Below are 26,226 nucleotides of genomic sequence, written 5' to 3' on the forward strand. Positions count from 1 at the left end.
CCTTGATTCAATGCGGTTTCTCACTGATTAATGAAAAGAGCGTGATTTTCTCTTTAATTTCTGAGACTGGTTTTTTTGAACAGCTTTCTTAGGACTATATAAGATTCCTGTTAAATTCCCTGCCATTACAATTAATGCAAAGGCCAGCCAGACAAGCGAAAAAGCACCCTCTAGCCCCTCAGCATGAAGCGATAATCGTGGTACAGCAAAATAAAGCATAAATCCACATAGCAACAGGCATAGTAAATATCTATTTTTCTTCAACTTTCTTCCTCCTTCATAAGTGCTTGTTTCATTTTTATGCATTTGGGAGGAAAAAAAGTATGCGAATGCCCAGGAACTTTATAATTCTATAGCCTCTCCAGGATTTAACACCTTACCATTTTTAGCATCCAGCATTTCAATAAATTGATATGGATCCTGTTTGATAGGCGGGAAGGTATTATAGTGCATTGGAACAACTGTTTTTGCATTCAATAGTTTTGCTGCATAAGCAGCATCTTCAGGTCCCATTGTAAAATTATCACCGATTGGCAGGAAGGCGAGATCAATTGGATGACGTTCCCCTATTAATTTCATATCAGAGAATAATCCGGTGTCACCGGCGTGGTAAACCGTTTTTCCTTCATTCATAAATAGAATTCCAGCTGGCATTCCGCAATAGACGATTTGATTATTTTCTAGCGTATAACTCGAACCATGAAACGCCTGCGTCAGCTTCACTTTCCCAAAATCAAACTGATAAGCACCGCCAATATGCATAGCATGGGTATTTACTCCTTGCCAGCTTAAAAAATCAGAAAGCTCAGCGTTGGCGATGACAAGAGCATTATGTTTTTTCGCTAATTGCACGGTATCACCGACATGATCACCGTGGCCATGTGATAAAATGATGACATCTGGTTTTACCTCCTCGACTTTTAAATCTGTCAATGAGTTGCCAGAAATGAATGGATCGATCATAATCGTTTTTCCATTAGAAAAAATTTGAACAACTGAGTGGCCATGGTAAGAAATTTTCATTTTTTATCCCCTTTCAAATATGCTCTATTATGTACTTCCATAAAAAGTTTGGATTTCCTTCCTCATTTATATCCAGAACTGATTTGTTTTAGCACATGCTAAGGTCAGATAGTTTACAATTACTTTTAATATTGATAATCTCATAGTGGATTTGAATTTTTTAGGGGGGCTCCAAATAATGAATCAACGTTTAGAAAAGCTTCAGACATGGATGAAAGAAAATGATATTGAAGTTAGCTTCCTAACCTCTTCTGAAAACGTATTTTATTTAAGCGGTTACTATACCAACCCGCATGAACGATTGCTTGCGCTTGCCGTTTTTCAAGAGCAGGAGCCGTTCCTGGTCTGTCCGGCCATGGAAGTCCATGATGCCAGACGTTCGGGATGGGAGCATGAAATCATTGGATTCAGCGATATCGAAAATCCATGGGAAATGGTGTTACATGCTACCAATAGTCGGATTAATGCTGTTGCAAAGGTTGCTATTGAAAAAGAACATATGAATGTAGAGCGGTATGAACATCTTTCAAGACTATTCCCTAGTGCAGCATATGTTTCAGCAGAGGAAAAACTAAGAATACTTCGTATGATCAAAGATGCCAAAGAATTAAAGATTATCGAAGAAGCATGTGCCCTAGCGGATTATGCCATAGAAGTCGGTGTAAGTGAAATAAAAGAGGGCCGGACAGAGCTGGAAGTTCTAAATGCGGTTGAGTATGCGCTTAAACAAAAGGGCGTTACAGAAATGTCCTTCTCAACGATGGTTTTGACTGGCACAAATGCAGCTTCCCCTCACGGCAATCCTGGGACAACGAGAATTCAAAAAGGTGATTTAGTTTTATTTGATTTAGGCGTTGTCGTTGATCGCTATTGTTCTGATATTACCAGAACAGTTGCATTTGGTGATATAAACGATAAGCAAAAAGAAATTTATGATACTGTGTTAAAAGCACAACTTGCTGCGGTTGAGGCAAGTAAGCCTGGTGTGTCTGCTGCTGAAGTCGATTTAACTGCACGCAGGATTATTGCGGAAGCAGGATATGGCGAGTATTTCCCACACCGCCTTGGACATGGACTTGGAATCAGCGTTCATGAATATCCGTCATTAACGGAGACCAATCAGCTAATTATTGAAGAAGGCATGGTTTATACAATAGAACCGGGAATATATGTACCTGAAGTTGCCGGTGTCCGGATTGAGGATGATTTGTTTATTGGAGCAGATGGTGCTAAAGTTTTAACGAAATTCCCGAAAGAACTTCAGATTATTAAGTAATTGTATTTTTTTTACATTGAATCACACGGCTAATTGGTGTATTATACAAATACAAGCTGCGTTGTACGTAATGATAATAAAGTTTTAACCTTTAAGCTGTAATAGGGAGTTTAAACATCGAAGCTGGCATGACAAGCCTCTGTCTATAAGACTTGGAGGACACGCAGAAAAGTTTCTGAAAACACCCACTTTGAGGAGTGGTGGTTTAAAACTTTCTTATATAGATACGGCAAAGGCGGCTACATAAGTTTTAAACGTAAAACCAGTTCCATTTTGGAACTGGTTTTTCTTATCTACAAAAAAAGAAGAGGCTGTTATACTAATCCCCTTCTTCCAGAAAGTTTTTATTTTTCCAGCAATGTTCTCGTATCTTTAAATTCTAAGCCATGGGCTTCTGCGACTGCCTCATAGGTAACAAAACCGCCAAGTGTATTGATTCCTTTTAAAAGTGCTTCATTACCCAGGCACGCCTTTTGATAGCCCTTGTTGGCAATTTGGACAGCATATGGAACAGTCACATTAGTTAACGCAATCGTCGAAGTTCTCGGTACCGCACCCGGCATATTGGCTACAGCATAATGCACTACACCATGCTTTTCGTATGTTGGATTATCATGTGTGGTGATTCGGTCAGTTGTTTCAAAAATACCGCCTTGATCAATAGCAATATCAACGACCACACTGCCAGGTTTCATCGATTGTATCATTTCCTCCGTTACAAGCTTTGGCGCCTTCGCCCCAGGGATGAGAACCGCACCTATGACTAAATCGGATTCCTTAACCGCTTCGGCAATATTATAAGGGTTAGACATTAATGTCGTTACATCTGATCCAAAAATATCATCTAATTGGCGTAAACGGTCAGGATTTAAATCAATAATCGTAACCTTGGCTCCTAAGCCAATCGCCATTTTAGCGGCATTTGTTCCAGCTACTCCACCGCCAATAATCGTTACTATTCCCCTCTGAACACCAGGAACACCGGAGAGAAGTATTCCCTTACCACCGTAAACCTTTTCTAAAAATTGAGCACCTATCTGGGCAGCCATTCTCCCTGCTACTTCACTCATCGGCGTTAATAACGGCAGGCTGCGGTTTTCTAACTGAACCGTTTCATAAGCGATGCCGACCACTTTATTATCAATTAACGCCTTCGTTAATTCTGGTTCAGGCGCTAAATGTAAATATGTAAATAAGATTAACCCTTCACGGAAGTATTTATATTCACTTGGAAGCGGCTCTTTTACCTTCATAACCATTTCCATTGACCATGCTTCTTCTGCAGTTTCTACTAGTTTCGCACCAGCAGAGCTATAATCTTCATCGGAAAAACCCGAACCGAGTCCTGCGCCAATTTCAATCATAACCTCATGACCAAATTTCACAAGATTAACCACTCCTGCCGGTGTCATAGCTACACGGTTTTCATTATTTTTAATCTCTTTAGGTACCCCGATCCGCATGCGATTACCTCCACATTAAATTATCAATCCTAAAATAAACCAAGACTATTTTATTATAACCTTTTCCCTAATGAAGATGTAACAATAAGCAATACCTATGAAAGATAACGATAACAAAAGCTTTACCAATCGGAGCAAAGCTTTTGTTTCTCAATTTTCTAATAGTAAGGATAGTACGGGTAGTAAAGATCGTAAGGATAGTACGGATCGTATGGATAACCATAACCATAATCATAACCATAGCCCCAACCTGGTGCTAATAAGGCACCAGCCGCTAACCCAGTTAAGAATGGGAACCCGAAGCCAAAACCAAATGGCCGACCGAATCCAAAGCCAGGTCGGCCAAATCCACCAAATCCACCAAAATGGCCAAAACCTCCAAATGGGCGAATCCTCTCATCACCTGGATTTACAATATCATGCACCTCAGCAGGCATTCCAGTATTCATTTTTTTCCTCCTCATTTTATATAAATTGCACACTAAAGAATATGCCATTGCTTAACCAAATTCTTGGGTAAATGCCCTTCAAATACAAAATTTCCAAGACATATGTCCATCAAAAAAAGACTGTCCCGTTCAGGACAGTCCCTTCTTTTTCGTTTCTATTCTTCAACTGACGTAAAATCATCACTATCAGCAATCGCAGTTCCTTGATCAATAAAACCCGTATTATAAGAATCAAAAATTTGCTCGCTTACTTCATTTGCCCCTTGTTCATCAAACTCAAATGAAAACTGTTTATTAGGATCACGATTAATCATCATATAATTCCCCTTTTCATTGTAAGATTCCTGATTATTGTTCGAAAAATTGCAACATTTATACGCTGTTAAATTTTGTATAATAAAGGTGAGGAGATGATGATCATGGGACTTAAATATCAAAATATTTTAGTCGCAGTTGATGGTTCAAAGGAAGCAGATTGGGCATTTAAAAAAGGAATTGAAATTGCCAAAAGAAATAATGCCAAACTACTTTTAGTCCATGTAATCGACACAAGATCATTTGCATTAGTAGAAACGTACGATACTGTCATTGGAGATCGGGCAGAAAAGCTGGCCAAGGATATGCTTGAAAACTATCAACAACAGGCAATAGATGCTGGATTACCAGAAGTTCAATATGAAATTGATTTTGGCTCTCCTAAAGTTAGAATCCCTAGGGAATTAGCTAGAAAACACAAGGTGGATTTAATCCTTTGTGGTGCGACTGGTATGAATGTTGTCGAAAGGTTCTTTATCGGAAGTGTCTCTGAACATATTACCCGGTATGCTCCATGTGACGTTCTAGTTGTCCGTACAGAAAAAGAAAATTAATAACGATAAGACGAAGCTAATCCAGTTTCGTGCTTTTTTAATAGTTTTATCGTGAATGAATACTAGATGTGTAGTACAATTAAAATAACTACTCAAGCTTGGAGGCAAAAAATGAAAGAGCATTTTTCTTTCGATGAACGTCTTGGTATTTTCCTTCCTGATTTAACCATTGATTGGGACGAATATAGTAAAGAAACCCAGCAAGGCATTTTATTTAATTGGGAGCAAATCCGCGGCTCCATTCCTGACCGAATTGCCGATCTCGAAAACGAAATCAATCATAAACAAGCACAGCTTTCCGATGAAAGTGACTTCAAGCGGTCATGTCAATTAAATACCGAAATAGCAGATTTGGCCTCAATCATTAATGATTTATGGCTATGGTTCCGTGCAAACCAAAGTTTATCTGCTAAATCCCATCACTAAAAAACTCCCTTAAAAAGGGAGTTTTCTCATTTTATAAATCTTTCTTTATTTCTCTTACTACATGACCTAGTTCAGGTAGGATTAATTTATTCATTGCAAGCTTGACAGCTCCTGTTGAGCCTGGGGTGGAGAATACAGCTTTATTTTGGACCACTCCGGCAATCGCTCTCGAAAGGATGGCCGAGGCCCCAATATCCTCATGATAACTTAGCATCCGGAACAACTCACCGAAGCCGACAATTTCCTTCTCCAAAAGATTTTGAACCGTTTCAATTGTAACATCCCGCTTGGCGATCCCAGTACCGCCATTTGTTAAAATAACATCAATATCATCGCGACTGCAGCCTTGGAGAATTTCCGTTTCAATAGGCGCCGTTTCGTCTTTCACAATCACATAGTCAACAATCTTATGCCCAGCTTGTTCAAGTAAGTCGATCATCAGCTTTCCACTTTTATCTGTATCCTTATCTCTCGTATCGCTGACCGTGATGACCTTGCATTTTACCGTTTTAGGTGCTTCTTGTTTATGCTCCTTTGTGCTCATTCAAAAGACTCCTCTTTTTCCATAAGATAGCGGAGTTGATAATATCTATGGGCCAAATCCGTTACATTTTTCGTTAATTGATAATTTGCACCTGCACCTATGGCCATACTGATTAGCGGAACCCCTTGAATCAATTTTTTTCGAAACAAGGCAATCACCATCGCTTTTAATAATTGTTGGACAGGCTGCTCAAGCCAGGTGAGATCGGTGATTTCTTCCTTACCTTCATAAAAATAAGGATCCCCCTTAGCTTCTAGGTCCTCCATCAAGGAGGACCAGCCATCCTTTTGGATTCCCGCGGGCAGTGTTGCTGTATGAAAAACCTTGAGTGATGTCATCATTTCATATGGGGAATTCACTTCAAAACCATATACACATGCAATTAATTGAACCGCTCTTAAATTAATCACTGCCATTGCGGGAATATCGGTTCCTAAAAGGAGGGGTCCGCCTGTACCTGCAAATCCCCCTTGGACAAACGAATATAAGCGGTGCCTCCCTATTTGCTGGTCAGCTATGTATTGCAATTGATCAATCTCTAATTGCTTTAAGTCTTCTATCTTTTCGATATCCTTCAGAAAAACTCTCCCCGAAGAAAGAATTCTGTTCTTCGCATCCATTTGAAGCTGGGAACCCTGGATAATTCCATTTAAATAAAACAACCAACTATCTATAACCGAAAAAAACTGCGTTTGAACAATTTCAGGTAATAAGGAAAAGGAACGTTCTAAATATTTTTCATATGTTAAACGAAAATCGCTTGCTTCATAGTTAAGTATTTTCTTTTCCCATTCGCGAATATCATTCAAGACTCTGCTCTCGCGGTCAGTCAGCGGCATGTTTAGGCTCCCCCTTTTTATATCTATTTCCTTCAGTATAGCACAAAGAAAGGCAAAAGCAGTCACCTGCCTTTGCCTTTTTGTTTTATTAGATTGCCGCTAAACGGACGGCGTCTCTTGCGATCATTACTTCTTCATTTGTTGGAATGATGATGACCTTTACCGGGGAGTGAGGGTAATTAATAAAAGCTTCCTCACCTCTAACTTTATTTAAAGCTGGATCCCAATAAACACCCATAAATTCAAGGCCTTTTAAGACATTTTCTCTAATGACATCACTGTTTTCACCAATACCTGCTGTAAAAATAATCGCATCAACTCCATACATACGTGAAGCATAAGAACCAATATATTTATGAATGCGATTTGCAAACACATCCAGGGCAAGCTGTGCCCGGTTATTTCCTTGCTTTGCCTGGATTTCAATATCCCTTAAATCGCTGGAGAAGCCTGTCACACCTAACATACCGCTCTTTTTATTTAGTACATCAAGTACCTCTTCAACAGATTGCCCGGTTTTCTCCATAATAAACGGAATAAGAGCAGGGTCAATATTTCCAGAACGAGTTCCCATTGTTACTCCTGCAAGAGGTGTAAAGCCCATGGAAGTATCAATCGACTTTCCGCCCTCAATCGCAGCGATACTTGCCCCGTTCCCAAGGTGGCAAGAAATTAATCGAAGCTGTTCTACAGGACGACCTAATAGTTCTGCAGCACGCTGGGATACATATTTATGAGACGTTCCATGAAAACCGTACTTTCGTATTCCATATTTTTCGTAATATTCGTATGGAAGACTATAAAGGAATGAACTCTCTGGCATTGTTTGATGGAATGCTGTGTCAAACACCGCAACAGCCGGAACATCTGGAAGCACACGCTTGAAAGCCTGGATTCCTATGATATTTGCAGGATTATGCAAAGGCGCTAAGTCCGATAATTCTTGAATTTTCTCCATGACTTCATCTGTAATTAGGACCGAATCATTAAATTCTTCTCCCCCATGTACAACACGGTGGCCAATCCCTTCAATTTCACTAAGTGAAGCAATAATACCTAGGGTTGTTAATTTATCCAAAAGCATTTTTACAGCCACTTCATGATCAGGTATATCAGTAATTTCTTGTATTTTTTCACCGTTTACTGTGATATTAAAAATAGAATCTTTTAAACCAATCCGTTCAATAAGACCCTTAGTAATTACATTTTCACTTGGCATTTCGAACAATTGAAACTTTAAGGACGAACTTCCTGCATTAATTGCAATAACTTTTGCCATTTGCTGACGCTCCTTTTATATAACAACATCGGTTGGAGTATACGAAATTAATACAACTTTATTTTGTGCAAACCGACCTTGTTTCTTTCTCTCAATTCCTCATTAAATCACTGTAGTAATCACATTTCAAGGAATAATTTAGCTGGGAACGTTTTCAGCGGAAATATAATTATATTCAAATTAATCGAATAATCAAAAAGGATAAAACCGGCAGTTTTTACCGATTTTATCCTTTATTTTCTTGAAACCATTTTTCCATTTTTGTTAAAATATTATCCATTTCCACAGCGTTTGACAAACTTGGCAAATCAACAAGCAGCGCTTGTTTTGGAGGCTCGACGTCAACTCCTTTTTTCTGCAAAATAAGGATGCTCTTTGCCGCGTTTTTATTTTTAAACATACCTGTCGGCAGTTGAAGCAATCCCTGGATGATAACCTGATCCTTAAAATATTCCCGCAGCTGGGCAGCTTGCTCACTTTCAAACAGTCCATTAGGAATAATGAAGAATAAATAGCCTCCAGGCTTTGTGTGCCTGACACTTTGCTCAATAAATAAATGATGGGCAAAAGAATGACCTTCATTTGCTTTTAATTGATAATCTGCTGCTCTTACATCATTAGGATAAAATCCAACTGGTAAATCCGCGATGACTGCTTCAACAGGATCAATAAATAACGGCTCCAGGGTGTCCTGATTAAAAAGCTGGACTGGATGTTCCTGTAAATTAGCATTGACATAAGCAAGTTTGATTAACAAGTCGTCAATCTCTACACCAATTGAAGCTACTTTTTTATGCAGGTGATTTAGAACTGTCGTTAATAAATTCCCGGTTCCGACAGCAGGGTCCAGCAGGCGAAAACTTGATTGTTTCATAAATCTATCGACTAGATAGCCTATTAGCATCCCTACCGTATCAGGGGTCATTTGATGATTGGGCTGAACATTTTCCTTCATCCCTTTTAAAATAACCAGCTGGTACGCTTTGCGTATTTCCTCATTCGAAAACTTTTGTAAATGAATTTCTTCATATTGTTTCTTCAACCTTTTAACGGTTAATTCACTTAGTTCCTCCTGAAGTATAGAGCCTTGAAATAAATTTTCCCCTGTTTCAGCCAGGGCTTCTAGATAAGTACAATCTAATTCTTCCTGCAGAATAAGAGCTGTTTCATTGAATAAAGTAAATAACTGTTCTGTTGGAGTTATTTTCATTTTTGTTACTCCCCATCTATTAATTTCCTTACTCATTTTAAACGAAAAATAAAAATTTAAACAACTAAAAAGGCCCCGCCAATTGACGAGACCTTTATTTATTTGGCTTTGTTAAACTTAGCTGTTGATTTGCGCTCCAATCAACAGGGTTTCAAAATTAAAATTAAGCTTAACACAGTCATTTATTTAGATTTATTTTGCCGCTCTTGCTGCTCCAAGTGCTGCTTCATAGTTAGGGTGGTTAGTAGCTTCACTTACATATTCCACATAGGTAACTGTGTCGCTTGAATCCACAACAAAAATGGCACGAGTTAATAATCTTAATTCTTGGATCGCTACGCCAAATGCTTCACCAAAAGAAAGGTCACGGTGATCTGATAATGTTTGTACATTTTCGATTCCAGCTGCTGCACACCAGCGTTTTTGTGCAAATGGAAGATCACAGCTGATTGTTAAGATTTTTACGCCTCCTAAAGAATTAGCTTCTTCGTTAAAACGGCGTGTTTCTGCATCACATACACCAGTATCCAGTGAAGGTACTGAACTGATTAAACGAACCTGCCCCTTCGTACTTTCTAAAGTAACAGCAGATAAGTCATTTGCAAGTACGGAGAAATTTGGAGCTTTGTCTCCTACTTTTACTTCATTTCCAAGTAATGTAACTGGGTTCCCCTTAAAAGTAACATTTGCCATATTTACATCCTCCTTTGATTATGTACAGTGTAAATATATCTTTTCAGAATTATTTTTGCAATTATTAAGGCTTTCGCATAGCTTATATCATGAAAAAAGTTAATCTTCCTCGTTCGTTGGAAGATTAACCTTTATCTTTATAAATCTAAATCATGTTTAGTCTGATGGTGAGTTTGAATCCTACCATCATCTTTTTTCGAGAACATTTGCTGAATTTTATCAACTGCCTGCGGTGCAACCTCTAATATTTTCTCATATAAATGAGTACTTTCGTCTAGGTGAAGCATTTTGACTCCGTGTGAATTAACAATTAAAAAGGCAATTGGTGTAATCGAAACTCCGCCCCCGCTACCGCCGCCAAATGGCAGCTTGACTTGACTTTGACCTTGGCCTTGCTCTTGTTTTTGGCCGCCAGACTGGGAACTATCCATCTTAAACTCACTGCCCCCTGCAGCAAATCCAAATCCAACCTTTGAAACTGTTAAAATGACACTTCCGTCTGGGGTTTCAACTGGATCCCCAATGATCGTATTTACATCAATCATTTCTTTCAAGCTTTCCATCGCCGTTGTCATTAAACCTTGAATTGGGTGATCAGACATGATCGTATCCTCCTCATTCAAATGGAATTCATTTTTTCATTTGAAATATTTGCTTTGCTTTTAAAGTGCGGTTTCCCGCCCTTCCAGAATTTAATCAGTTTTAATCCTGCTAGAATAGCTTGCCCGATTCGAAACTGAAAAATACATGTTAACTGTGTTTGAATAACAGCTGCTTGAAAATGCGGGGTTACCGTCAATTGTGGCATTTCTTTTAGTTTTAAAAAATGGCTCAGCAGTCCAAGAATGCCCCCTTTCACCGCCCATAACGCACCTGTTGCCATTCCAGTATGTGCAGCATCGCCGACCCCAATCATCGAGTGCCACTCAAATTTTTTTATCGTGACTTTCTGGAAGAACCTCCTTACGATGATATGCATTCCAAAAACGTGTTTCAGCATTTCTCTTGTATTTTTTAGATTCGTAAGCATATCGTCTGAAGTAATTTGTTTGACATTTTTATCGGATGAATCATCTTCTACCACAATGCTTGGGGAATTATCATCGACTTTGATTAATGGAATATGTTTTTTAAATCTAATTAATCCAAACCAAACCCTAAACTCTACCTTTAAATCATCATTGTCGTTATAGTGATAATAATTTACAAGAATCGTTAATTTAGAAAATATGATAAGGATAAATAAGAGCAACAGGATAGACAGGGAAAGCAACAGCCAAAACAAAATATTCACAACCTTTCCGACTGTTAGTATTTCCTATTCACAAAAAAAACTATCAACTTTGTAGTTGATAGTTCTATTTTTTAGCGTTCGGCATGAATGACTGTTGTGTCAGTGAATAGATCATGTATTCCTTGTTTTTTAGGTAAAAACGCAACAATGATATATCCTAATATAATAGTTGCTGAAATAAACCGGCCAATCCATTCGCGAAAAAGAACCGTTCCCCATGATAATTTTTCCTGATGTAAATCCTTTACTTTAAGCCCAAAAACCATTTTTCCTAGTGTTTGATTGAAATATTTTGTCATCAGTATGAAGTACGCGTAAAAAATGACAGCAGAAGCAATTGATATAGGGGCAAACATATTAAAATCGGATAATGATAGATCAAGCACGCGTAAAACAGGCTTGATTAGAATGCGCCCGATACTGCTGATAACGATTAAATCAAGGAGATAGGCCCAAAACCGCATCCAAAAGCCAGCATAGCGAACTGGCACATTCATTGTCTCTAAAACACTATGCCCGCCGTCAGAGTAATCATTCGTTTCCATTTATAGCCCCCCTATTCAGCATAAAGATACATAAGACGCGGTGCATTCGGCTTAGAAAGTACTTTCATAAGACCTGTCATTTCAATGCGATCACTCATCCATTTTTTCGCTGTTAAATTAAATAATGAACCTATGCCAAGATCATCAGAATAACGCACCACCTTGACACCTTTAAGCTTTTCATTACTTTTCATCTCCGAGATGACATCATCTAAATAGCCGAATCCATCGATAAGATTTAAATCCTTCGCCTGCCGGCCATCATAGACTCGGCCATCTGCAATCTTTTTAACTTGTTCCACTGTCATATGACGCCCTTCAGAGATCACTTTGACAAAGCCCTCATATGAATTATCAATCATTCTTTGTATAATTTGCCGTTCTTCGTCCGTCATTTTTCTTGTCGGGCTCATGATATCCTTATATTTTCCGCTTTTAATCGTAACAAAATCCACACCATATTTATCTGCCAATCCTTGATAATTAATTCCTTCCATGATTACCCCAAGGCTGCCAGTAAGTGTTTCAGGGCTGGCATAAATTTTTTTCGCTGCCGTTGAAATATAATATCCTCCTGATGCAGCCATGGACCCCATAGATATATATACTGGTTTTTTCGTATCCCTTTGGACTTCCTTTAACCTATCATGAATTTCTGCGCTTTCAACCACCCCTCCTCCAGGAGAATTAACCTTAATGATGATTCCTTTAACCGTATCATCCTTTTTAATATAATTTAGCTTCTTCATAAACTCCTGGTGGTTATAACCTGGGCTTTGTAAAATCGATTCTGAGTCCCCTGTGTCCTGGATTACTCCATTTATATCAAGGATGACGATTTTTTTTAACTCGCTTCCGTTTTGAACCACTTCCTCCGAATATGGCTTATCTGAATCCATAAAGTCATTTAAATCCGTTTCAATTCCTTTAAAAGCAAAGGATGATAATAGATTAATGATGACTGATCCGATAAATAACACGGCTGCAATTCCAAGTGCGGCCCAGCGTTTTCCATTCAATGTGTTTCCCCCTTTTGTCAAAACTCTGAACTTTTACGTTCATTCATTCATATTGTTTCTTAAACATGCTAAACTAAATGCATTCAAACATTAATTTACCAATGATTAAATTGAAAATAGGGGAAACACTCTATATTTCAATTCTTGGACAAGGGGGCCCTGCCATGACAGAAAGACGCAATATTTACTATGATTACAAGCGAGATCCCGAATTGCTTGCAAAAGCCGCTCCTCTTTTTGAAGCAAGTGAACGTTATGGATTTACCATCGTGAATGATTATCGGAAAGCAAATATCATTGCCAGTATTGGCGATGACGGTGCCTTTCTCCAAGCAGTTAGAAAAACTGGTTTTCGAGATGATTGTCTTTATATGGGGATTTCGATAAAAAACAGTTTAAATATGTATTGTGATTTTAAAATTGAAGACATTCCATCCATGATTTTAGCTATGCTAAATGAAAAGTTAGAGGTTCGCCGTTATCCGCTGATTGAGGTTTCTGTTGATGGACAAGGAACTTTTCCTTGCTTAAATGAATTCTCCATCCGCTCGTCGATAATTAAAACGCTCGTGGTGGATGTGATTGTCGATGACCTTCATTTAGAAACATTCCGCGGTGATGGCCTGATTGTTGCCACACCAACCGGAAGCACCGCCTATAATAAATCCGTTAACGGTTCCATTGTTGACCCTTTACTCTCCTGTATGCAAGTTAGTGAGGTTGCATCCAATAATAATAATCGGTACCGTACCCTCGGTTCTTCGTTTATTTTAAGCAGTGACCGAACACTAACGCTAAGGGTTATTCAGGAAGGCAACGACCACCCGACAATGGGCATGGACAACGAGGCATTAAGCATTCGTCATGTGGACAAAATCAAAATTTCCTTAAGTGACAAAAAAATAAAAACCCTTAAATTAAAGGACAACTCCTTCTGGCAAAAAGTAAAGCGGACATTCCTTTAATAAAAAAACCTTATCCTAAAAAACAGGATAAGGTTTTATTTTTATGTTCTTTTTTCTCCCCGAACCTTTAATCCACTTTGTGGAAATAGCTTGGTTTTTGAAAGAGAATAAATGGTTAAAGCGGACCAAATGAATAAGAACGAAAGCAGCTGTATTTTTGAAAAATGTTCTTGATAAATAAATACACCTAGCAGCAGTGTGATTGTTGGTGCGATATATTGCAGGATGCCGAGTAAAGAAAGGGGAATTTTTTGTGCCCCTTTTGCAAAATAAAGCAAAGGAACTGCTGTAGCGGCCCCAGCACCAACTAAGAGTAAATCGGTGCCAATACCTTCCGATAAAAATGCATTTGAATCATTTACAAATAAGATAACAATATATATCGCAGCGATTGGAGCCACTACTAAAGTTTCTAAGGTTAACCCAACCACAGAATCGACATTAATCAACTTTTTAGCCAGTCCGTATATTCCGAAGGAAACAGCAAGGCTGATGGCGATCCAAGGGAAATTCCCATGAGATATTGTTATAATCGCAACCCCAATCCCAGCCAAAACGAAGGATACATATTGGGACACCGATAACTTTTCCTTCAAGACAACCATTCCCAATAAAATGCTCACTAAAGGATTAATATAATAGCCGAGACTTGCTTCGATCATATGACCGCTATTTACTGCCCAAATATAAATAAACCAATTAATACTGATAAGCAGTGAAGCAATGATTAAGGCATACATCTGTTTTTTATTTTGGGCAAAGCCTTTAAAAGTGCGAATGAATAATCCCCATTTTTTTGAGAAGAAAAGAACAACTACCATAAAAATAAATGACCAAAAAACGCGGTTTGCAAGAATTTCCTTTGCATTTACATTATCTAAAAGCTTCCAATAAATCGGCAATAATCCCCAAAGCAGATAGGAAAATCCGGCATGTATAACCCCTATCTGTGTTTCACTCTTTTTCATATATCTCTCGAGCCCCTATCTTTCTAGTTTCGAAATATTTTATATTATAACGTGAAACAACCTTAAATGGGGATTTTTTTGCCTACTAATTCATTCCATTAAAAAAGCAGGCAGATACGAATCCAGCCTGCTTTTTGATTATGAACATTAATTTTTCTTTACAGCTTCCATTTCTTTTTGGCGCAGTTCAATCCGGCGAATTTTACCAGAAGTTGTTTTCGGAAGCTCTGTCAAATACTCAATTTTTCTTGGATACTTATATGGAGCTGTCAGTGTTTTTACATGCTCCTGAAGATTTTTAGTTAATTCAGGCTCATTCGGATCAACATTTTCTTGTAAGACAACAAATGCCTTAACAATAAATCCACGAATTTCATCAGGGCTTGCGACAACCGCACATTCTTTTACAAGTGGGTGTTTAACAAGGGCATCCTCAACTTCAAAAGGCCCAATTGTGTATCCGGAACTGATGATAATATCATCCCCGCGGCCTTCGAACCAAAAATAACCTTCCTCGTCCATTTTGGCTTTATCACCCGTGACATAATAATCGCCGCGGAACTGCATGGCTGTTCTTTCCGGGTCCTTATAATAATTTTTGAATAATGCCGGCGTTTCCACGTGTACAGCGATATCGCCAACTTCTCCAACTGCGCAGACCTGGCCTTCTTCATTGATAATTTCAACTCTGTTCCCTGGAGTCGGCTTGCCCATTGAACCCGGCTTTAATTCCATCCCTTTGGTCACACCAACAAGTAATGTATTCTCTGTTTGACCATAGCCATCACGGACATCCACATTGAAATATTTTCTAAACGTGTCAATGACCTCACGATTTAGGGGCTCTCCGGCTGAAACAGCGCTATGTAGATTTGACAGCTTGTAGTCAGCTAAATTATCTACCTTTGCCATTAAGCGGTATTCTGTAGGTGTACAGCATAGAACATTCACATCATATTTTTGCAGAAGAGTTAAATACTTTTTCGGCTCAAATTTTCCACTATAGACTAATCCAGTTCCGCCTGATCCAAGAACGGAAAGGAAAGGACTCCATATCCACTTTTGCCAGCCTGGGCCTGCTGTTGCCCAAACTGTATCACCTTCTTCGATGCAAAGCCATTTGGCTGCAGCGGTCTTTAAATGAGCAAACGCCCATCCATGTGTATGGACTACCCCTTTTGGATTTCCTGTTGTTCCTGAAGTATAGGATAAAAAGGCCATATCCTCCCGACGTGTGTCAGCTAATGGGAACTCTACTGAAGCCGCTTTCATATCTTCATCTAAATGAATCCAGCCATTCTCTTCAGCCCCAATCGTAAACTTAACGAGCGGCTGTGTCGCTTTTATATTTTCAAATTGGTCTACGTAAGGATAATAGCTGACAACAGCTTTCACATCACCATGTGTAATCCGGTACTGCAGGTCCTTTTCCCTTAACATTTCCGAGCTTGGAATGACTACCATCCCTGATTTTAAGGCGGCTAAGTAAACAACATATGCTTCAATTAGGCGTGGAACGATTACGAGTACGACATCGCCTTTTTCCAAACCATTTTGAGCAAAAACATTTGCAGCTTGGTTAACTTGTTTTAATAATTGCTCATATGTAACCTGCTTTGTTTCACCAGATTCATTTTCCCATTTTATTGCCATATGGCTCGGATCTTTTGCAAATCTCTCAACCTCTGACACAAGATTATACTTTTCTGGTGCAATTAAATCTTCGCGTTTCATTCTTCTCCCCCTCAATTTCAGAAAATAAAATTCCCTCAAATTTATTATACAAAATTATTCTAAAATTTTAAATTATTATTCATTTAAAAATATTTCTCAACAAAATAAGAGAGTGAGGCATGAGCCTCACTCCCTGTAGCCATCATATTTAATTTGATTAACGAGCAAATCCGCCGCCTAATTGTGACTCAGCCATTTGAACTAAACGCTTTGTGATTTCACCACCAACAGAACCGTTAGCACGTGAAGTAGTGTCTGCACCAAGCTGTACTCCAAATTCAGAAGCAATTTCATATTTCATTTGGTCAAGAGCTTGTTCAACACCAGGAACTAGTAGTTGATTAGAGTTGTTACTTCTAGCCATGTGATAATCACCTCCTTGTGAGTATAGAATGTGTAGAACTCACAAGGTTCATTCTAAATATCAATTGGTAATTTTTCACAAAAAATTCACAAATACTTTACAAATACTTAAAATAACTCATTAAATTCCGAGCGATGTTCGCTGTCTGGTTTTATTACAAGCGTTTCAACCTCTTGAACAGCCTCTTGAATTAATGGTTCAAAATCAAAAAAACTTTCATACTGGTTAACTTTTTCTCGTTTCGGTTTTGTCTTTGGAGATGATGGGACAAAAATAGTACAGCAATCTTCAAAAGGACGAATCGAAATATCGAGAGTATCAATTTCCTCAGCGATTTTAATAATATCCGTTTTGTCCATCGAAATCAAGGGACGTAAAATTGGGGTATTCGTCACCTCGTTAATTGCATACATACTCTCAAGCGTCTGGCTTGCTACCTGTCCAAGACTCTCACCAGTAATAATCGCAAGGCCCTCTTGTTTTTTTCTAATTTCATCTGTAATCCTTAACATCATTCTCCGCGTCGAAGTCATCGTATAATTTTCCGGTACCTGCTCACGGATGGCCTGTTGAATATCTGTAAAGTGTACGATATGAAGTGTTATGGAGCCAAAAATTCCTGCAAGATTTTTCGATAGGTCGATGACCTTTTCCTTGGATCTTTCACTTGTAAAAGGCGGGCTGAAAAAGTGAACAGCCTCAATTTCCAAGCCGCGTTTCATAGATAGGTATCCCGCTACCGGGCTATCAATGCCGCCTGAAAGCATGAGCATCGCTTTCCCGCCTGATCCAATTGGCAGTCCGCCGGCCCCTTGAATTGTTTCTGATGATAAATAGATGGCATCTGGTCTAACTTCGACTCGTAAATTAATATCCGGCTTCTTTACATCCACTTTTAATCCAGAAATATTTTTTAACAAATGTGCCCCAATTGTTTGATTGATTCCATCAGTATTCAATTCAAACGTTTTATCCGACCTTTTAGCTGTAATTTTGAAGGTTTGACCATCCTTGAATTGGGATTTTACTAACTCAAACGAGGCCTGTTTCAATGCCTCCACATCTTTTTCTACTCTTATTGCCGGGCTATAGGACTGAATCCCAAATATATTCTTTAATTTTTCAATGATTTCAATCCCATTTTCACCATTTAGTAATACATACATTCGGTCACGGCTTGCTTCAATTTTTACTTTTGGAAATGGCGCAAGGGCGATTCGAACACTCTTTTTCAATTTATCAATAAATTTATTGCGATTTCTTCCTTTGGTGGATATCTCTCCATAGCGTATTAAAATACGATCATAATTCATCTATTTCATTACCTTTCTTAGTTGGTTTACCGTTTTTTCAATTACTGCGAGGACTTCTAAGGCTTCAGCCTCTGTATTATCAAATGATAAGCTAATTCTTATAGCACTCTCTGCTAGGCTTTCTGGAACTCCCATAGCGAGCAGTGTATTGCTGGGTGATTTCTTTTTTGATGAACAAGCACTAGTCGTAGACACAAAAATCCCATTTTGCTCAAGAGCATGGATGAACACTTCTGATTTAATCCCTTTTAAAGAAAAATTTAAAATATGTGGTGCAGTATGTTGGACGGGTGTGTGAATCTGAATGTCTTCGATTTTGCTTAAGCCTTTTCGGAGCAAATTTTGGACCTTTTCCATTCCTGCAATTCCCGCATCACTTTTCAACATTGTCATCCTGAGCGCCTTTGCCATCGCGACAAATCCTGCCACATTTTCGGTACCGCTTCGCATCCTCCGCTCTTGGTTGCCGCCTGAAAATAACGGGGTCAGTCTTGCGCCCTCACGTATAAATAGGACACCAGTGCCTTTTAAGCCATGAAATTTATGGCCTGATAGTGAACAAAGATCTACATTATTTTTATATAAAGAAAGTGGTACTTTTCCTACACTTTGTACAGCATCCACATGAAAGAGGATGGATGGATATTTTTTAAGAATATTGCCTATTTCTTCAATAGGCTGAATGGTTCCAACCTCATTATTTACCTCCATAATCGAGATTAATATCGTTTCTTTTCGAATGGCCTTTTCCAAATCTTCAACTGAGATTCGACCGATCTCATCAACAGGCAATCGGGTGATTTCAAAACCTTCCTGCTCAAGCTGCTCCATTGCTGCTCGGACTGATGCGTGCTCTACACTCGAAGTAATTAAGTGCCGCCCTTTATGTCGATTTAATAAAGCAGCACCTTTAATGGCAATGTTGTTGCTTTCGGTCCCGCCAGAGGTAAAATAAATCTCATTTGCCTTTACCTTTAAAAGACCGGCAACCTGCTCTCTAGCCTGTGTTAAAAGCTTTTCTGCCTGCCCTCCCATACTATGCAATGAAGAGGGGTTGCCAAAATATTCACTGGATACTGTTACAAATGAATCTAAAACCTCTTTATATGGTTTTGTCGTTGCACTATTATCAAAATAAATCATCGTTTTATCCTCCGTCAAAAATAAATCTTATCATAAACCTATCTTTTGAAAAAGAAAAGAAAAAACCGATTCAGAGAGAATCGGTTTTTTATTCCATGGCAGCCGAAGCTTTTATTTTCTTTAATGCTTCTGGGTCAATACCTTCCAATGAAGCGGCAACCTGCTCTAAAGCCTCTTGATAATCATAGTGTCTAAAAGCGTTTTCTGCATCGGTTAAGCCTTTTGCAACAGAAGGATACTGGCGTCGGTATCGGTTTCCATATTGAATGGCCTTTTCCGCAAGAGTTGCATTCTCAATCAATTCAATGGTCGAAGAAACAAGTTTATCAACAGTTAATACGGCAATTTCTAAATATTGATTAAGGGCGGAATTGTTAAGCGGCTTTTCCTCCAACTGATACCTGACATTTTGAATACTATCGTTAGCATCTTCATAAAGGTACTTGTAGTCATCAGGTAGGCCTGGAGCATTGCTCTTAGCAACAAGGCGTACAGTCTCCCCAACTTTTTTAGTTAGTTCTTTTAGTTTATCTCTTGCCTCAATTTCATCTTTTCTCAATGCTTGCAGCTTATAAGCAAATGCATGTTGTCCTTCGAGGATGATTTCTAATTGTTCTTTTAGTTCACTTAATTCCTCACCTAGAACAGATTGAGCCGTTTCGTTGAGTTTTAATTTTTCCAATAAAATATCATAATGCTTAAAAACAGCAGTAAGTTCTTTTTCCAAATTCCGCTGTGTTTCAAAATCATCATCTGATAACTGATATCCTTCTTGAATATGAAATACTTCATTTGAAAGATTCCTATACTCTTCCTCGGCTGCAACAAGAAGGCCGCTGGTTACCTTTTCATTCTTCAACACGAAATGCTTGGCATGTACTTCCTTTTCCAAAAGGTCAAAAAGAATATCGACTCTTTCCTTTACTTCTTTTATTCCTTCTTCAGCTTGCTCTATTTCTGTTTTTTCAATTAGCATTATAATCTCGGTGAGCTTTTCTTCCAAGAGAATTTTTTCTGTTTCCACATTTATGTGCTCTAAATAATATCCTTGATCAGTCATTTCACGGTATCCATCGAAAACATCAGCAAGCTGATTTGGAAGCAATGACTGACACTCAATTAAGTACTGAGGGATTACATTCATATTGTTTTTGATTGCGGCAAGTGTACTATGAATCAACAATACGACTTCACGTGCTTCAAGGTAATTGCCGTTTTCCGTTTTTTCATCATATTCATGAAATTTTTGCGTCACTTCACTAAGCTGCACTTCTAAGCATTTTTCAGCATTACCAAAGCTATGACGGTGAGCTAAGAGCATTTTTTTCGATTCCCGATAAAGCTCTTTTAATTCCTCGATCTCTACTCTGTTTTTCTCCTCGCTGCCAACAAGTTCATGGAGTTCTTCCAAAATACTTTTAATTTGGTCTTCAGTTTCCTGTAGTTTTTCTGCAATCTTTTGTTGAACTTCCCTTGACTTTTTGAAACGGTACTTATCTATGTACTCTTCTGCATCAAACAGCATCTCTTCTAAGTCTGGAAGCTTCACCGTTACGACATCATCCCATTGATTCCGCCAATGTTCAAAAAGCTCTTCGGTTTGTCCAGTCATATTAAGCTGTTTCACTTTCGACATTTCATCCAGTATCGGACGATTCATTAGATCAATTTTCCAAGCTTCCAATCGATCCATTTCTTTAAAATATTTTTTCTTTATTAAATATCCCACTACAAATAGGGCTAGTAATAGGAAGAATAAACCAATGAAATACTTCACTTGACAGCCTCCTAGCTCAAACACAATGATTCTATTAGAGAATTTTTTCGTCTATATAAAAAGATCACTTAATGTTTTATTCAATGCTATTATGATACCATGTAAACGACATTTTTTGACTATTAAATTCAATTTTTTTGTAAAATAAAAAAAAATAGCGATTGCCGCTATTTTAGCATTGCTCCTTTTTTAATTGGCACATCCGAGCATAAAGTTTTATCAATCCAATGATTGATATCTTTTAAATATTTCTGCTCAAAAAATTGCTCATTTGGAAAAACATATAATACTTCTCTCATATAATGATTGTTCATAAAGGGCATCATGATTAAACCCTTAAGTTGTATGATTAAATATGGGATGGAATGGGGGCGGAACTCTCCCCATTCAAACCCTCTTTCAAAGATTTTTTGAAAGAAATATTTTTCTTTTAATGAATAGGTTGACATAATTTCTCTTACAACCTGAGAATCGATTGACATTTCACGATATACGAAGCATGCCAGTTGAAGATTTTCACATTGAAAGTGAATTAAATCGGCGACAACTCGCTTTAAACAGACTTCAGCGCCTCGTTCAATTGAGAGGTAAGCTTCTTCCATTTTGCTGATATATTGTTCAAAAAAATGCGTAAAGCAATATTCTAACAACCCAGCTTTGTTTTCAAAATGATAAGCAATCGTTGCCGAATTTACTTTTGCTAAATGAGCAATATCCCTGATTGATGTACCAGTGTAACCTTTTGAATTAAACAATAATACGGCGGCTTTCACAATCGCATCTTTTGAATTTTTCTTCATCAGCTTTCCCCCCCAATTAAAACACCGAATATCCCCTTACATAAAGATTCTTTGTGTCACACTAAATTCCTTTATGAAAATATCGACAAAGTCTGCTCATTTTCTTCTTGTTTTGATAAAATAAACTATAAAAATTATAAGAAAAAGGAGAAATTTCATGTTTAACGTCGAAATGTATAGTAGAAGTCGCGAAGAAAATTATGATCTCGTGAAAAAACAATTGCAGGCACTTCTGCACGATGAAAAAAATCAAATTGCAAATCTCAGTAACGCTTCTGCATTATTAAACCAATTTCTTGACCGAATCAACTGGGTCGGTTTTTATCTCTTAGATTCAAACGGCGAGCTTGTATTAGGACCCTTCCAAGGTTTGCCGGCCTGTGTCCGTATTCCGCTTGGTAAAGGAGTTTGCGGGACTGCTGCTTTGAAAAGAGAAACATTACGCATCGAGGATGTGCACCAATTTCCTGGTCATATCGCCTGCGATGCTGCATCCCAATCAGAGATTGTCATTCCACTAGTAAAAGGGGAACAGCTTATTGGGGTATTGGATATCGATTCACCTGAAAAAAATCGCTTCGACGAAATCGATCAACAAAAACTGGAAGAAATTACGGCTGTTTTATTAGAGCATATTTAATAAAATTAGGCACGGAGAAATTCCTCCGTGCCTATTTATATTTTTTTAAATGCTTGTTCCAGATCTTCAAGTAAATCCACAGATGCTTCAAGTCCAACCGACAGACGAACCAAAGTATTGGAGATGCCCATTTTTTACGCTCTTCTTCGGGAACAACCGAATGGGTCATGGTAGCTATATGCTGTATTAATGTTTCTATCTCGCCTAAACTTACAGCAATCTTTATCAATTTCAGTTGGTTCATGAACCTTTGCGCGGTTTCCTTCGTCCCCTTGATTGAAAAGGAAATAAGTCCTCCAGCTTGTTTCATCTGTTTTTTCATAATTTTATAATCGGAGTGCTCCGGTCCGGATCCCCAGGGTAATAAACTGTTTCGATTTTCGGATGATTTTTTAAATATGCAAATAAATGCCTGGCATTTTCGGAGTGCCGGTCCATCCGTACGGGCAGGGTTTTTATCCCTCTTAATAACAGCCATGCATCAAAGGGAGAAATTATGCCTCCAATATCTTTTTGGGTAGATTGAGCGATCTGCCGTATAAATTCTGTCTTTCCTACGACCAGACCAGCTATGACATCCCCATGACCACAAATATATTTGGTAGCACTATGAATGACAACATCACAGCCTTGGGTAATAGGCGTTTGCAGGTATGGGGAGCAAAATGTATTATCTACAACAACAGGTATTCCTCTTTCCTTAGCTACTTTTGCTGCCATTTCCAAATTAACGAGCTTCATAGTAGGGTTAATCGGAGTTTCAATATAAATACAAGCTGTATTCGGACGAATGTTATTTTCTAGGGCAAGATTAACTCTCTTTCGAGAATATCCATTCCATCTCCACCTAATTTTCCACACATTTTCAATTCCAAAAATATACACCGTACCCTAATTATGGATAATATTCGTATATTTTTGGAATATTAATTTGAATAATTTATAAATATTTTTCACATCATTCTTGTTCCTTTTGCTGACAGACAAAAAATATACTTGACTTTTGATGAATAAAAAATATATAATACTCTTTGTGTAAAATATTGCAGCCTATGTGAACAACTTTATTTGATTCATTTTGTTCCTCATAAGGCAGCCGCCTTACGAAGGTGCATCTTGTAACCCTTAGCTGCTAGGGCGAAGGTGCATGAAAACAAAATGGCTTTAATGATGTTTCATAACGGTTTTTATTTTACCAAAATAAAAACACAGAGGAGGAGTCATTCATGGCTCGTTATACCGGCCCAAGCTGGAAATTATCCCGTCGTCTTGGAATCTCTCTAAGCGGCACAGGTAAAGAATTAGAAAAGCGTCCTTACGCTCCTGGACAACATGGTCCAAACCAACGCAAAAAGCTTTCTGAATACGGATTACAATTACAAGAGAAGCAAAAGCTTCGTCACATGTACGGAATCAATGAGCGTCAATTCCGCAACCTATTTGACAAAGCTGGCAAACTTGCTGGTAAACACGGTGAAAACTTCATGGTTCTTCTTGAATCACGTCTTGACAACGTAGTTTACCGTTTAGGTTTAGCTCGTACTCGTCGTGCGGCTCGCCAATTAGTTAACCACGGTCACATCCTAGTTAACGGTTCACGCGTAGATATCCCATCATTCCGCGTAACAGCTGGTCAAACTATCAGCCTTCGTGAAAAATCACGTAATCTTGATGTAGTTAAAGAAGCAGTTGAAGTAAACAACTTCGTACCTGACTTCTTAACTTTTGATGCTGACAAGCTAGAAGGTACTTTCACTCGCTTACCTGAGCGTTCTGAACTTCCAGCTGAAATTAACGAAGCTCTTATCGTTGAGTTCTACTCTCGTTAATTAATACGAGTTGTAAACTGCACGTATGAAAACCCTAGAAACGTTGAAATTACTCAACTTCTAGGGTTTTTTATTTTTGTCTGCTTTGTAGAATAATGTATTATCCCCCAATTTGTTGGGGGAGGTTTTGGGGGAAGTTTCAAGGAAAAATATTATGTGGACAGGCGCATTTTATTTGCACAGTCAGACTGCCAGTAAGGAGACCTATTTTATAATAGGACACATGTGTTTTATTTATTTTTGAGGTCACATAGGTCATAATGACCTGATTGACCTCGAAATTTACTATAAGAAAGCAAAGATTAATAATTATTTTTTTGCTGCAATGTTTTACCTACTATGAACACAACCCTGTCAAGGTTGTAAAACGAATCCGATTATAACAGATTTAGTTTAAATCGTTGATATAATATGTTTTTATTTTTAGTATATATGATTTAAACAGATGTAATTGGTGGCAGAATGATTGGTTTTGCCACCAATTTACCACCATTTGACCACCATTTATTTTTATCCAAAATCGCATAAAACTGAGATTCATGGCAGGAAAAATTGTAAAGACATACATATAAAATGGAAAAGGAATCCTTCAGGAAACTCAATTGGAATAAAAAAATAAAGGACCATTAATCGGTCCTTTTCTGGTTTCTTTCCTCTACTTTTTTCTTTATCTTCGCCACCAAACTTTTTAATAAAATTTCATTACTAGAATACACGAATCGGTCTGACCACAACGCAATAGTGAAGTTTATTTCTCTTACTTGTGATTTATCCATTTGCATATAAAACATCTTTTCACCAGGATCTTTAAGTACGAGTAAGTGCCTAGGTGTAAGAGGAAATAACTTTGTGGTATTGATGATACCATACCCACTCCAAGGTTCACTCCACTTTTCCTTCACCATACAATATGGGTCATCGCTCGTAATAAATACACTTTTGCTAGAAGCCTCCAAGATGACAAAGTTATGATTGGAAAGCATAGTTGACATTTCTTCTGAGAATTTTAACATTAATTCCAAGCTTTGTTCTTTAGGTACTTCAACATCATACTTTTCATTTTCAAAGATATCCTCGAGCATTTCAATCTCATGTTCATTATAATTTTCAAGTTGACCATGAACTTTTTTCATTTGAAATATTATTTTAGAAGTTTTCTTATAAAATTCGTCTACCATATGGTGGTAATTTTTCCGCTGTGCAGGTGTACGAAGGTGTTGAAAGGATAGAAATATGGCTAAATTCACCTTATCTTCCCTTGTTAATATTTCTTTACGTTCTATTTTTTTTATAACTGGTTGATAAAGAGTATCCACGTGAGCTGCTAATAATTTTTCAATCGTATAATCTTTTTCCCCATTTTTCTCTACAGTATAAAAATGTTTACTATATCCTGTATTCGCTGGGGTTTGTTTTCTAAACTCGTCAGTTGCTTTGTCATAAATAAATAAAAATCCAGATTCATGGGTAAAATGCTTTAAATAAACTTGAGGAACGTAATGCTGCTTTTTAGGATTACTCATTTAAGACTCCTTTTTACCCATATTATACCATATCATTTCGCTCAATCTTAAGGAAGAATAGTTAACCCCTCCATTTGGAATGCGAAATCTGCTTAATTTAAAAATTCTCTGAAATTTACCGCAAATCTACATGCCGCTTACATTTCGTGCACTGGTAAAGATTAGTTTCAACTTCTAGGTGTTTCTTTAATTTCCTGCATGTTTGACAGGAAAGTGTGACATATCGGCCAGATAAACCATT

General features: G+C 37.9%; 28 protein-coding genes, 1 other RNA gene and 1 pseudogene. 7 read left to right on the top strand and 23 right to left on the bottom strand.

The window, feature by feature from the left end; translation table 11 throughout:
* Window positions 1–27: 27 nt before the first annotated feature.
* Both ACIFOT_RS18285 and ACIFOT_RS18290 read right to left on the bottom strand, forming a co-directional pair.
* The gene (locus tag ACIFOT_RS18285) at window positions 28–264 is read right to left on the bottom strand and encodes a hypothetical protein (RefSeq protein WP_430066772.1); all 237 of its coding nucleotides are present in this window, start codon (window positions 262–264) and stop codon (window positions 28–30) included.
* 78 nt (window positions 265–342) lie between these two features.
* The gene (locus tag ACIFOT_RS18290) at window positions 343–1,023 is read right to left on the bottom strand and encodes a metal-dependent hydrolase (protein ID WP_430066773.1); all 681 of its coding nucleotides are present in this window, start codon (window positions 1,021–1,023) and stop codon (window positions 343–345) included.
* Window positions 1,024–1,201: 178 nt separating this feature from the next.
* On the opposite strand from ACIFOT_RS18290, the gene ACIFOT_RS18295 reads away from it, so the two are divergent.
* Both ACIFOT_RS18295 and ssrS read left to right on the top strand, forming a co-directional pair.
* Window positions 1,202–2,299 (top strand): M24 family metallopeptidase, encoded by a 1,098-nt coding sequence (locus tag ACIFOT_RS18295; RefSeq protein WP_430066774.1) that lies wholly within the window; start codon window positions 1,202–1,204, stop codon window positions 2,297–2,299.
* A gap of 50 nt (window positions 2,300–2,349) precedes the next feature.
* A non-coding RNA gene (ssrS, locus tag ACIFOT_RS18300) (6S RNA) lies at window positions 2,350–2,545 on the top strand.
* Between the two features lie 98 nt (window positions 2,546–2,643).
* Here ssrS and ald read toward each other — a convergent pair.
* The 3 genes from ald to ACIFOT_RS18315 form a co-directional block, all read right to left on the bottom strand.
* Window positions 2,644–3,762: an alanine dehydrogenase gene (gene ald / locus ACIFOT_RS18305; protein WP_430066775.1), complete on the bottom strand. Its 1,119-nt coding sequence runs from the start codon at window positions 3,760–3,762 to the stop codon at window positions 2,644–2,646.
* A 158-nt stretch (window positions 3,763–3,920) separates the two neighbouring features.
* On the bottom strand, window positions 3,921–4,211 hold the full coding sequence (locus ACIFOT_RS18310; protein WP_430066776.1) for a hypothetical protein: 291 nt from the start codon (window positions 4,209–4,211) through the stop codon (window positions 3,921–3,923).
* A gap of 155 nt (window positions 4,212–4,366) precedes the next feature.
* Window positions 4,367–4,528 carry a hypothetical protein gene (locus tag ACIFOT_RS18315; protein WP_430066777.1) on the bottom strand — a complete coding sequence of 54 codons (162 nt, stop codon included), beginning with the start codon at window positions 4,526–4,528 and terminating at the stop codon, window positions 4,367–4,369.
* A 102-nt stretch (window positions 4,529–4,630) separates the two neighbouring features.
* Here ACIFOT_RS18315 and ACIFOT_RS18320 point away from each other — a divergent pair, with 102 nt between their 5' ends.
* On the top strand, window positions 4,631–5,080 hold the full coding sequence (locus tag ACIFOT_RS18320) for a universal stress protein (RefSeq protein ID WP_430066778.1): 450 nt from the start codon (window positions 4,631–4,633) through the stop codon (window positions 5,078–5,080).
* Between the two features lie 111 nt (window positions 5,081–5,191).
* A complete protein-coding gene (locus tag ACIFOT_RS18325; RefSeq protein ID WP_430066779.1) occupies window positions 5,192–5,506 on the top strand; it encodes a hypothetical protein in 315 nt (104 codons plus the stop codon).
* A 31-nt stretch (window positions 5,507–5,537) separates the two neighbouring features.
* Here ACIFOT_RS18325 and ACIFOT_RS18330 read toward each other — a convergent pair whose 3' ends face one another.
* The 9 genes from ACIFOT_RS18330 to sppA form a co-directional block, all read right to left on the bottom strand.
* Window positions 5,538–6,050, bottom strand: a complete 513-nt coding sequence (locus ACIFOT_RS18330) for a MogA/MoaB family molybdenum cofactor biosynthesis protein (protein WP_430066780.1) — start codon at window positions 6,048–6,050, stop codon at window positions 5,538–5,540.
* A complete protein-coding gene (locus tag ACIFOT_RS18335; protein WP_430066781.1) occupies window positions 6,047–6,889 on the bottom strand; it encodes an EcsC family protein in 843 nt (280 codons plus the stop codon). The genes ACIFOT_RS18330 and ACIFOT_RS18335 overlap by 4 nt, the downstream gene beginning before the upstream one ends.
* Window positions 6,890–6,977: 88 nt before the next feature.
* On the bottom strand, window positions 6,978–8,168 hold the full coding sequence (locus ACIFOT_RS18340) for an acetate kinase (RefSeq protein ID WP_430066782.1): 1,191 nt from the start codon (window positions 8,166–8,168) through the stop codon (window positions 6,978–6,980).
* Between the two features lie 226 nt (window positions 8,169–8,394).
* On the bottom strand, window positions 8,395–9,378 hold the full coding sequence (locus ACIFOT_RS18345) for a class I SAM-dependent methyltransferase (protein ID WP_430066783.1): 984 nt from the start codon (window positions 9,376–9,378) through the stop codon (window positions 8,395–8,397).
* 192 nt (window positions 9,379–9,570) lie between these two features.
* Window positions 9,571–10,071 (bottom strand): thiol peroxidase, encoded by a 501-nt coding sequence (tpx, locus tag ACIFOT_RS18350; RefSeq protein WP_430066784.1) that lies wholly within the window; start codon window positions 10,069–10,071, stop codon window positions 9,571–9,573.
* A gap of 137 nt (window positions 10,072–10,208) precedes the next feature.
* Complete coding sequence (ytfJ, locus tag ACIFOT_RS18355) at window positions 10,209–10,673, bottom strand: GerW family sporulation protein (RefSeq protein WP_430066785.1); 465 nt, start codon at window positions 10,671–10,673, stop codon at window positions 10,209–10,211.
* Between the two features lie 17 nt (window positions 10,674–10,690).
* Window positions 10,691–11,365: a DUF2953 domain-containing protein gene (locus ACIFOT_RS18360; RefSeq protein ID WP_430066786.1), complete on the bottom strand. Its 675-nt coding sequence runs from the start codon at window positions 11,363–11,365 to the stop codon at window positions 10,691–10,693.
* Between the two features lie 71 nt (window positions 11,366–11,436).
* Window positions 11,437–11,862 (bottom strand): RDD family protein, encoded by a 426-nt coding sequence (locus ACIFOT_RS18365; RefSeq protein WP_430066816.1) that lies wholly within the window; start codon window positions 11,860–11,862, stop codon window positions 11,437–11,439.
* Between the two features lie 59 nt (window positions 11,863–11,921).
* Window positions 11,922–12,929 carry a signal peptide peptidase SppA gene (gene sppA / locus ACIFOT_RS18370; RefSeq protein ID WP_430066787.1) on the bottom strand — a complete coding sequence of 336 codons (1,008 nt, stop codon included), beginning with the start codon at window positions 12,927–12,929 and terminating at the stop codon, window positions 11,922–11,924.
* A gap of 164 nt (window positions 12,930–13,093) precedes the next feature.
* On the opposite strand from sppA, the gene ACIFOT_RS18375 reads away from it, so the two are divergent.
* Window positions 13,094–13,894, top strand: a complete 801-nt coding sequence (locus tag ACIFOT_RS18375) for an NAD kinase (RefSeq protein ID WP_430066788.1) — start codon at window positions 13,094–13,096, stop codon at window positions 13,892–13,894.
* 41 nt (window positions 13,895–13,935) lie between these two features.
* On the opposite strand, the gene rarD is transcribed toward ACIFOT_RS18375, so the two are convergent.
* The 7 genes from rarD to refZ all read right to left on the bottom strand — a co-directional run bounded on the left by rarD (window position 13,936) and on the right by refZ (window position 21,993).
* The gene (gene rarD, locus ACIFOT_RS18380; RefSeq protein WP_430066789.1) at window positions 13,936–14,862 is read right to left on the bottom strand and encodes an EamA family transporter RarD; all 927 of its coding nucleotides are present in this window, start codon (window positions 14,860–14,862) and stop codon (window positions 13,936–13,938) included.
* Between the two features lie 147 nt (window positions 14,863–15,009).
* The gene (gene mbcS / locus ACIFOT_RS18385; RefSeq protein WP_430066790.1) at window positions 15,010–16,596 is read right to left on the bottom strand and encodes an acyl-CoA synthetase MbcS; all 1,587 of its coding nucleotides are present in this window, start codon (window positions 16,594–16,596) and stop codon (window positions 15,010–15,012) included.
* Between the two features lie 157 nt (window positions 16,597–16,753).
* Window positions 16,754–16,960, bottom strand: a complete 207-nt coding sequence (locus ACIFOT_RS18390; RefSeq protein WP_430066791.1) for a small, acid-soluble spore protein, alpha/beta type — start codon at window positions 16,958–16,960, stop codon at window positions 16,754–16,756.
* Window positions 16,961–17,067: 107 nt separating this feature from the next.
* Window positions 17,068–18,273, bottom strand: coding sequence for a tRNA uracil 4-sulfurtransferase ThiI (gene thiI / locus ACIFOT_RS18395; RefSeq protein ID WP_430066792.1), 1,206 nt, complete (start codon window positions 18,271–18,273; stop codon window positions 17,068–17,070).
* Complete coding sequence (locus ACIFOT_RS18400) at window positions 18,274–19,416, bottom strand: cysteine desulfurase family protein (protein WP_430066793.1); 1,143 nt, start codon at window positions 19,414–19,416, stop codon at window positions 18,274–18,276.
* Window positions 19,417–19,504: 88 nt separating this feature from the next.
* Window positions 19,505–21,193 carry a septation ring formation regulator EzrA gene (gene ezrA / locus ACIFOT_RS18405; RefSeq protein WP_430066794.1) on the bottom strand — a complete coding sequence of 563 codons (1,689 nt, stop codon included), beginning with the start codon at window positions 21,191–21,193 and terminating at the stop codon, window positions 19,505–19,507.
* A 167-nt stretch (window positions 21,194–21,360) separates the two neighbouring features.
* Window positions 21,361–21,993: a forespore capture DNA-binding protein RefZ gene (refZ, locus tag ACIFOT_RS18410; protein ID WP_430066795.1), complete on the bottom strand. Its 633-nt coding sequence runs from the start codon at window positions 21,991–21,993 to the stop codon at window positions 21,361–21,363.
* 157 nt (window positions 21,994–22,150) lie between these two features.
* Between refZ and ACIFOT_RS18415 the strand changes: the two genes are divergently transcribed.
* Window positions 22,151–22,633, top strand: coding sequence for a GAF domain-containing protein (locus ACIFOT_RS18415; RefSeq protein WP_430066796.1), 483 nt, complete (start codon window positions 22,151–22,153; stop codon window positions 22,631–22,633).
* Between the two features lie 35 nt (window positions 22,634–22,668).
* Here ACIFOT_RS18415 and ACIFOT_RS18420 read toward each other — a convergent pair.
* Window positions 22,669–23,437 (bottom strand): annotated as a pseudogene (locus ACIFOT_RS18420) (PLP-dependent transferase); the annotation flags it as partial.
* Window positions 23,438–23,859: 422 nt separating this feature from the next.
* Between ACIFOT_RS18420 and rpsD the strand changes: the two are divergent.
* The gene (rpsD, locus tag ACIFOT_RS18425) at window positions 23,860–24,462 is read left to right on the top strand and encodes a 30S ribosomal protein S4 (protein ID WP_430066797.1); all 603 of its coding nucleotides are present in this window, start codon (window positions 23,860–23,862) and stop codon (window positions 24,460–24,462) included.
* A gap of 626 nt (window positions 24,463–25,088) precedes the next feature.
* On the opposite strand, the gene ACIFOT_RS18430 is transcribed toward rpsD, so the two are convergent.
* Window positions 25,089–25,985 (bottom strand): DUF4238 domain-containing protein, encoded by an 897-nt coding sequence (locus ACIFOT_RS18430; RefSeq protein WP_430066798.1) that lies wholly within the window; start codon window positions 25,983–25,985, stop codon window positions 25,089–25,091.
* Window positions 25,986–26,226 lie beyond the last annotated feature (241 nt).

This window comes from Neobacillus sp. NRS-1170 (assembly GCF_050468025.1).

Excerpts from the sequence above, each read along its gene's own strand:
- ACIFOT_RS18290 (WP_430066773.1), bottom strand. The coding sequence starts at position 1,023 with ATGAAAATTTCTTACCATGGCCACTCAGTTGTTCAAATTTTTTCTAAT.
- ACIFOT_RS18295 (WP_430066774.1), top strand. The coding sequence starts at position 1,202 with ATGAATCAACGTTTAGAAAAGCTTCAGACATGGATGAAAGAAAATGAT.
- ald (WP_430066775.1), bottom strand. The coding sequence starts at position 3,762 with ATGCGGATCGGGGTACCTAAAGAGATTAAAAATAATGAAAACCGTGTA.
- ACIFOT_RS18310 (WP_430066776.1), bottom strand. The coding sequence starts at position 4,211 with ATGAATACTGGAATGCCTGCTGAGGTGCATGATATTGTAAATCCAGGT.
- ACIFOT_RS18315 (WP_430066777.1), bottom strand. The coding sequence starts at position 4,528 with ATGATGATTAATCGTGATCCTAATAAACAGTTTTCATTTGAGTTTGAT.
- ACIFOT_RS18320 (WP_430066778.1), top strand. The coding sequence starts at position 4,631 with ATGGGACTTAAATATCAAAATATTTTAGTCGCAGTTGATGGTTCAAAG.
- ACIFOT_RS18325 (WP_430066779.1), top strand. The coding sequence starts at position 5,192 with ATGAAAGAGCATTTTTCTTTCGATGAACGTCTTGGTATTTTCCTTCCT.
- ACIFOT_RS18330 (WP_430066780.1), bottom strand. The coding sequence starts at position 6,050 with ATGAGCACAAAGGAGCATAAACAAGAAGCACCTAAAACGGTAAAATGC.
- ACIFOT_RS18335 (WP_430066781.1), bottom strand. The coding sequence starts at position 6,889 with ATGCCGCTGACTGACCGCGAGAGCAGAGTCTTGAATGATATTCGCGAA.
- ACIFOT_RS18340 (WP_430066782.1), bottom strand. The coding sequence starts at position 8,168 with ATGGCAAAAGTTATTGCAATTAATGCAGGAAGTTCGTCCTTAAAGTTT.
- ACIFOT_RS18345 (WP_430066783.1), bottom strand. The coding sequence starts at position 9,378 with ATGAAAATAACTCCAACAGAACAGTTATTTACTTTATTCAATGAAACA.
- tpx (WP_430066784.1), bottom strand. The coding sequence starts at position 10,071 with ATGGCAAATGTTACTTTTAAGGGGAACCCAGTTACATTACTTGGAAAT.
- ytfJ (WP_430066785.1), bottom strand. The coding sequence starts at position 10,673 with ATGTCTGATCACCCAATTCAAGGTTTAATGACAACGGCGATGGAAAGC.
- ACIFOT_RS18365 (WP_430066816.1), bottom strand. The coding sequence starts at position 11,862 with ATGAATGTGCCAGTTCGCTATGCTGGCTTTTGGATGCGGTTTTGGGCC.
- ACIFOT_RS18375 (WP_430066788.1), top strand. The coding sequence starts at position 13,094 with ATGACAGAAAGACGCAATATTTACTATGATTACAAGCGAGATCCCGAA.
- rarD (WP_430066789.1), bottom strand. The coding sequence starts at position 14,862 with ATGAAAAAGAGTGAAACACAGATAGGGGTTATACATGCCGGATTTTCC.
- mbcS (WP_430066790.1), bottom strand. The coding sequence starts at position 16,596 with ATGAAACGCGAAGATTTAATTGCACCAGAAAAGTATAATCTTGTGTCA.
- ACIFOT_RS18390 (WP_430066791.1), bottom strand. The coding sequence starts at position 16,960 with ATGGCTAGAAGTAACAACTCTAATCAACTACTAGTTCCTGGTGTTGAA.
- thiI (WP_430066792.1), bottom strand. The coding sequence starts at position 18,273 with ATGAATTATGATCGTATTTTAATACGCTATGGAGAGATATCCACCAAA.
- ACIFOT_RS18400 (WP_430066793.1), bottom strand. The coding sequence starts at position 19,416 with ATGATTTATTTTGATAATAGTGCAACGACAAAACCATATAAAGAGGTT.
- refZ (WP_430066795.1), bottom strand. The coding sequence starts at position 21,993 with ATGAAGAAAAATTCAAAAGATGCGATTGTGAAAGCCGCCGTATTATTG.
- ACIFOT_RS18415 (WP_430066796.1), top strand. The coding sequence starts at position 22,151 with ATGTTTAACGTCGAAATGTATAGTAGAAGTCGCGAAGAAAATTATGAT.
- rpsD (WP_430066797.1), top strand. The coding sequence starts at position 23,860 with ATGGCTCGTTATACCGGCCCAAGCTGGAAATTATCCCGTCGTCTTGGA.
- ACIFOT_RS18430 (WP_430066798.1), bottom strand. The coding sequence starts at position 25,985 with ATGAGTAATCCTAAAAAGCAGCATTACGTTCCTCAAGTTTATTTAAAG.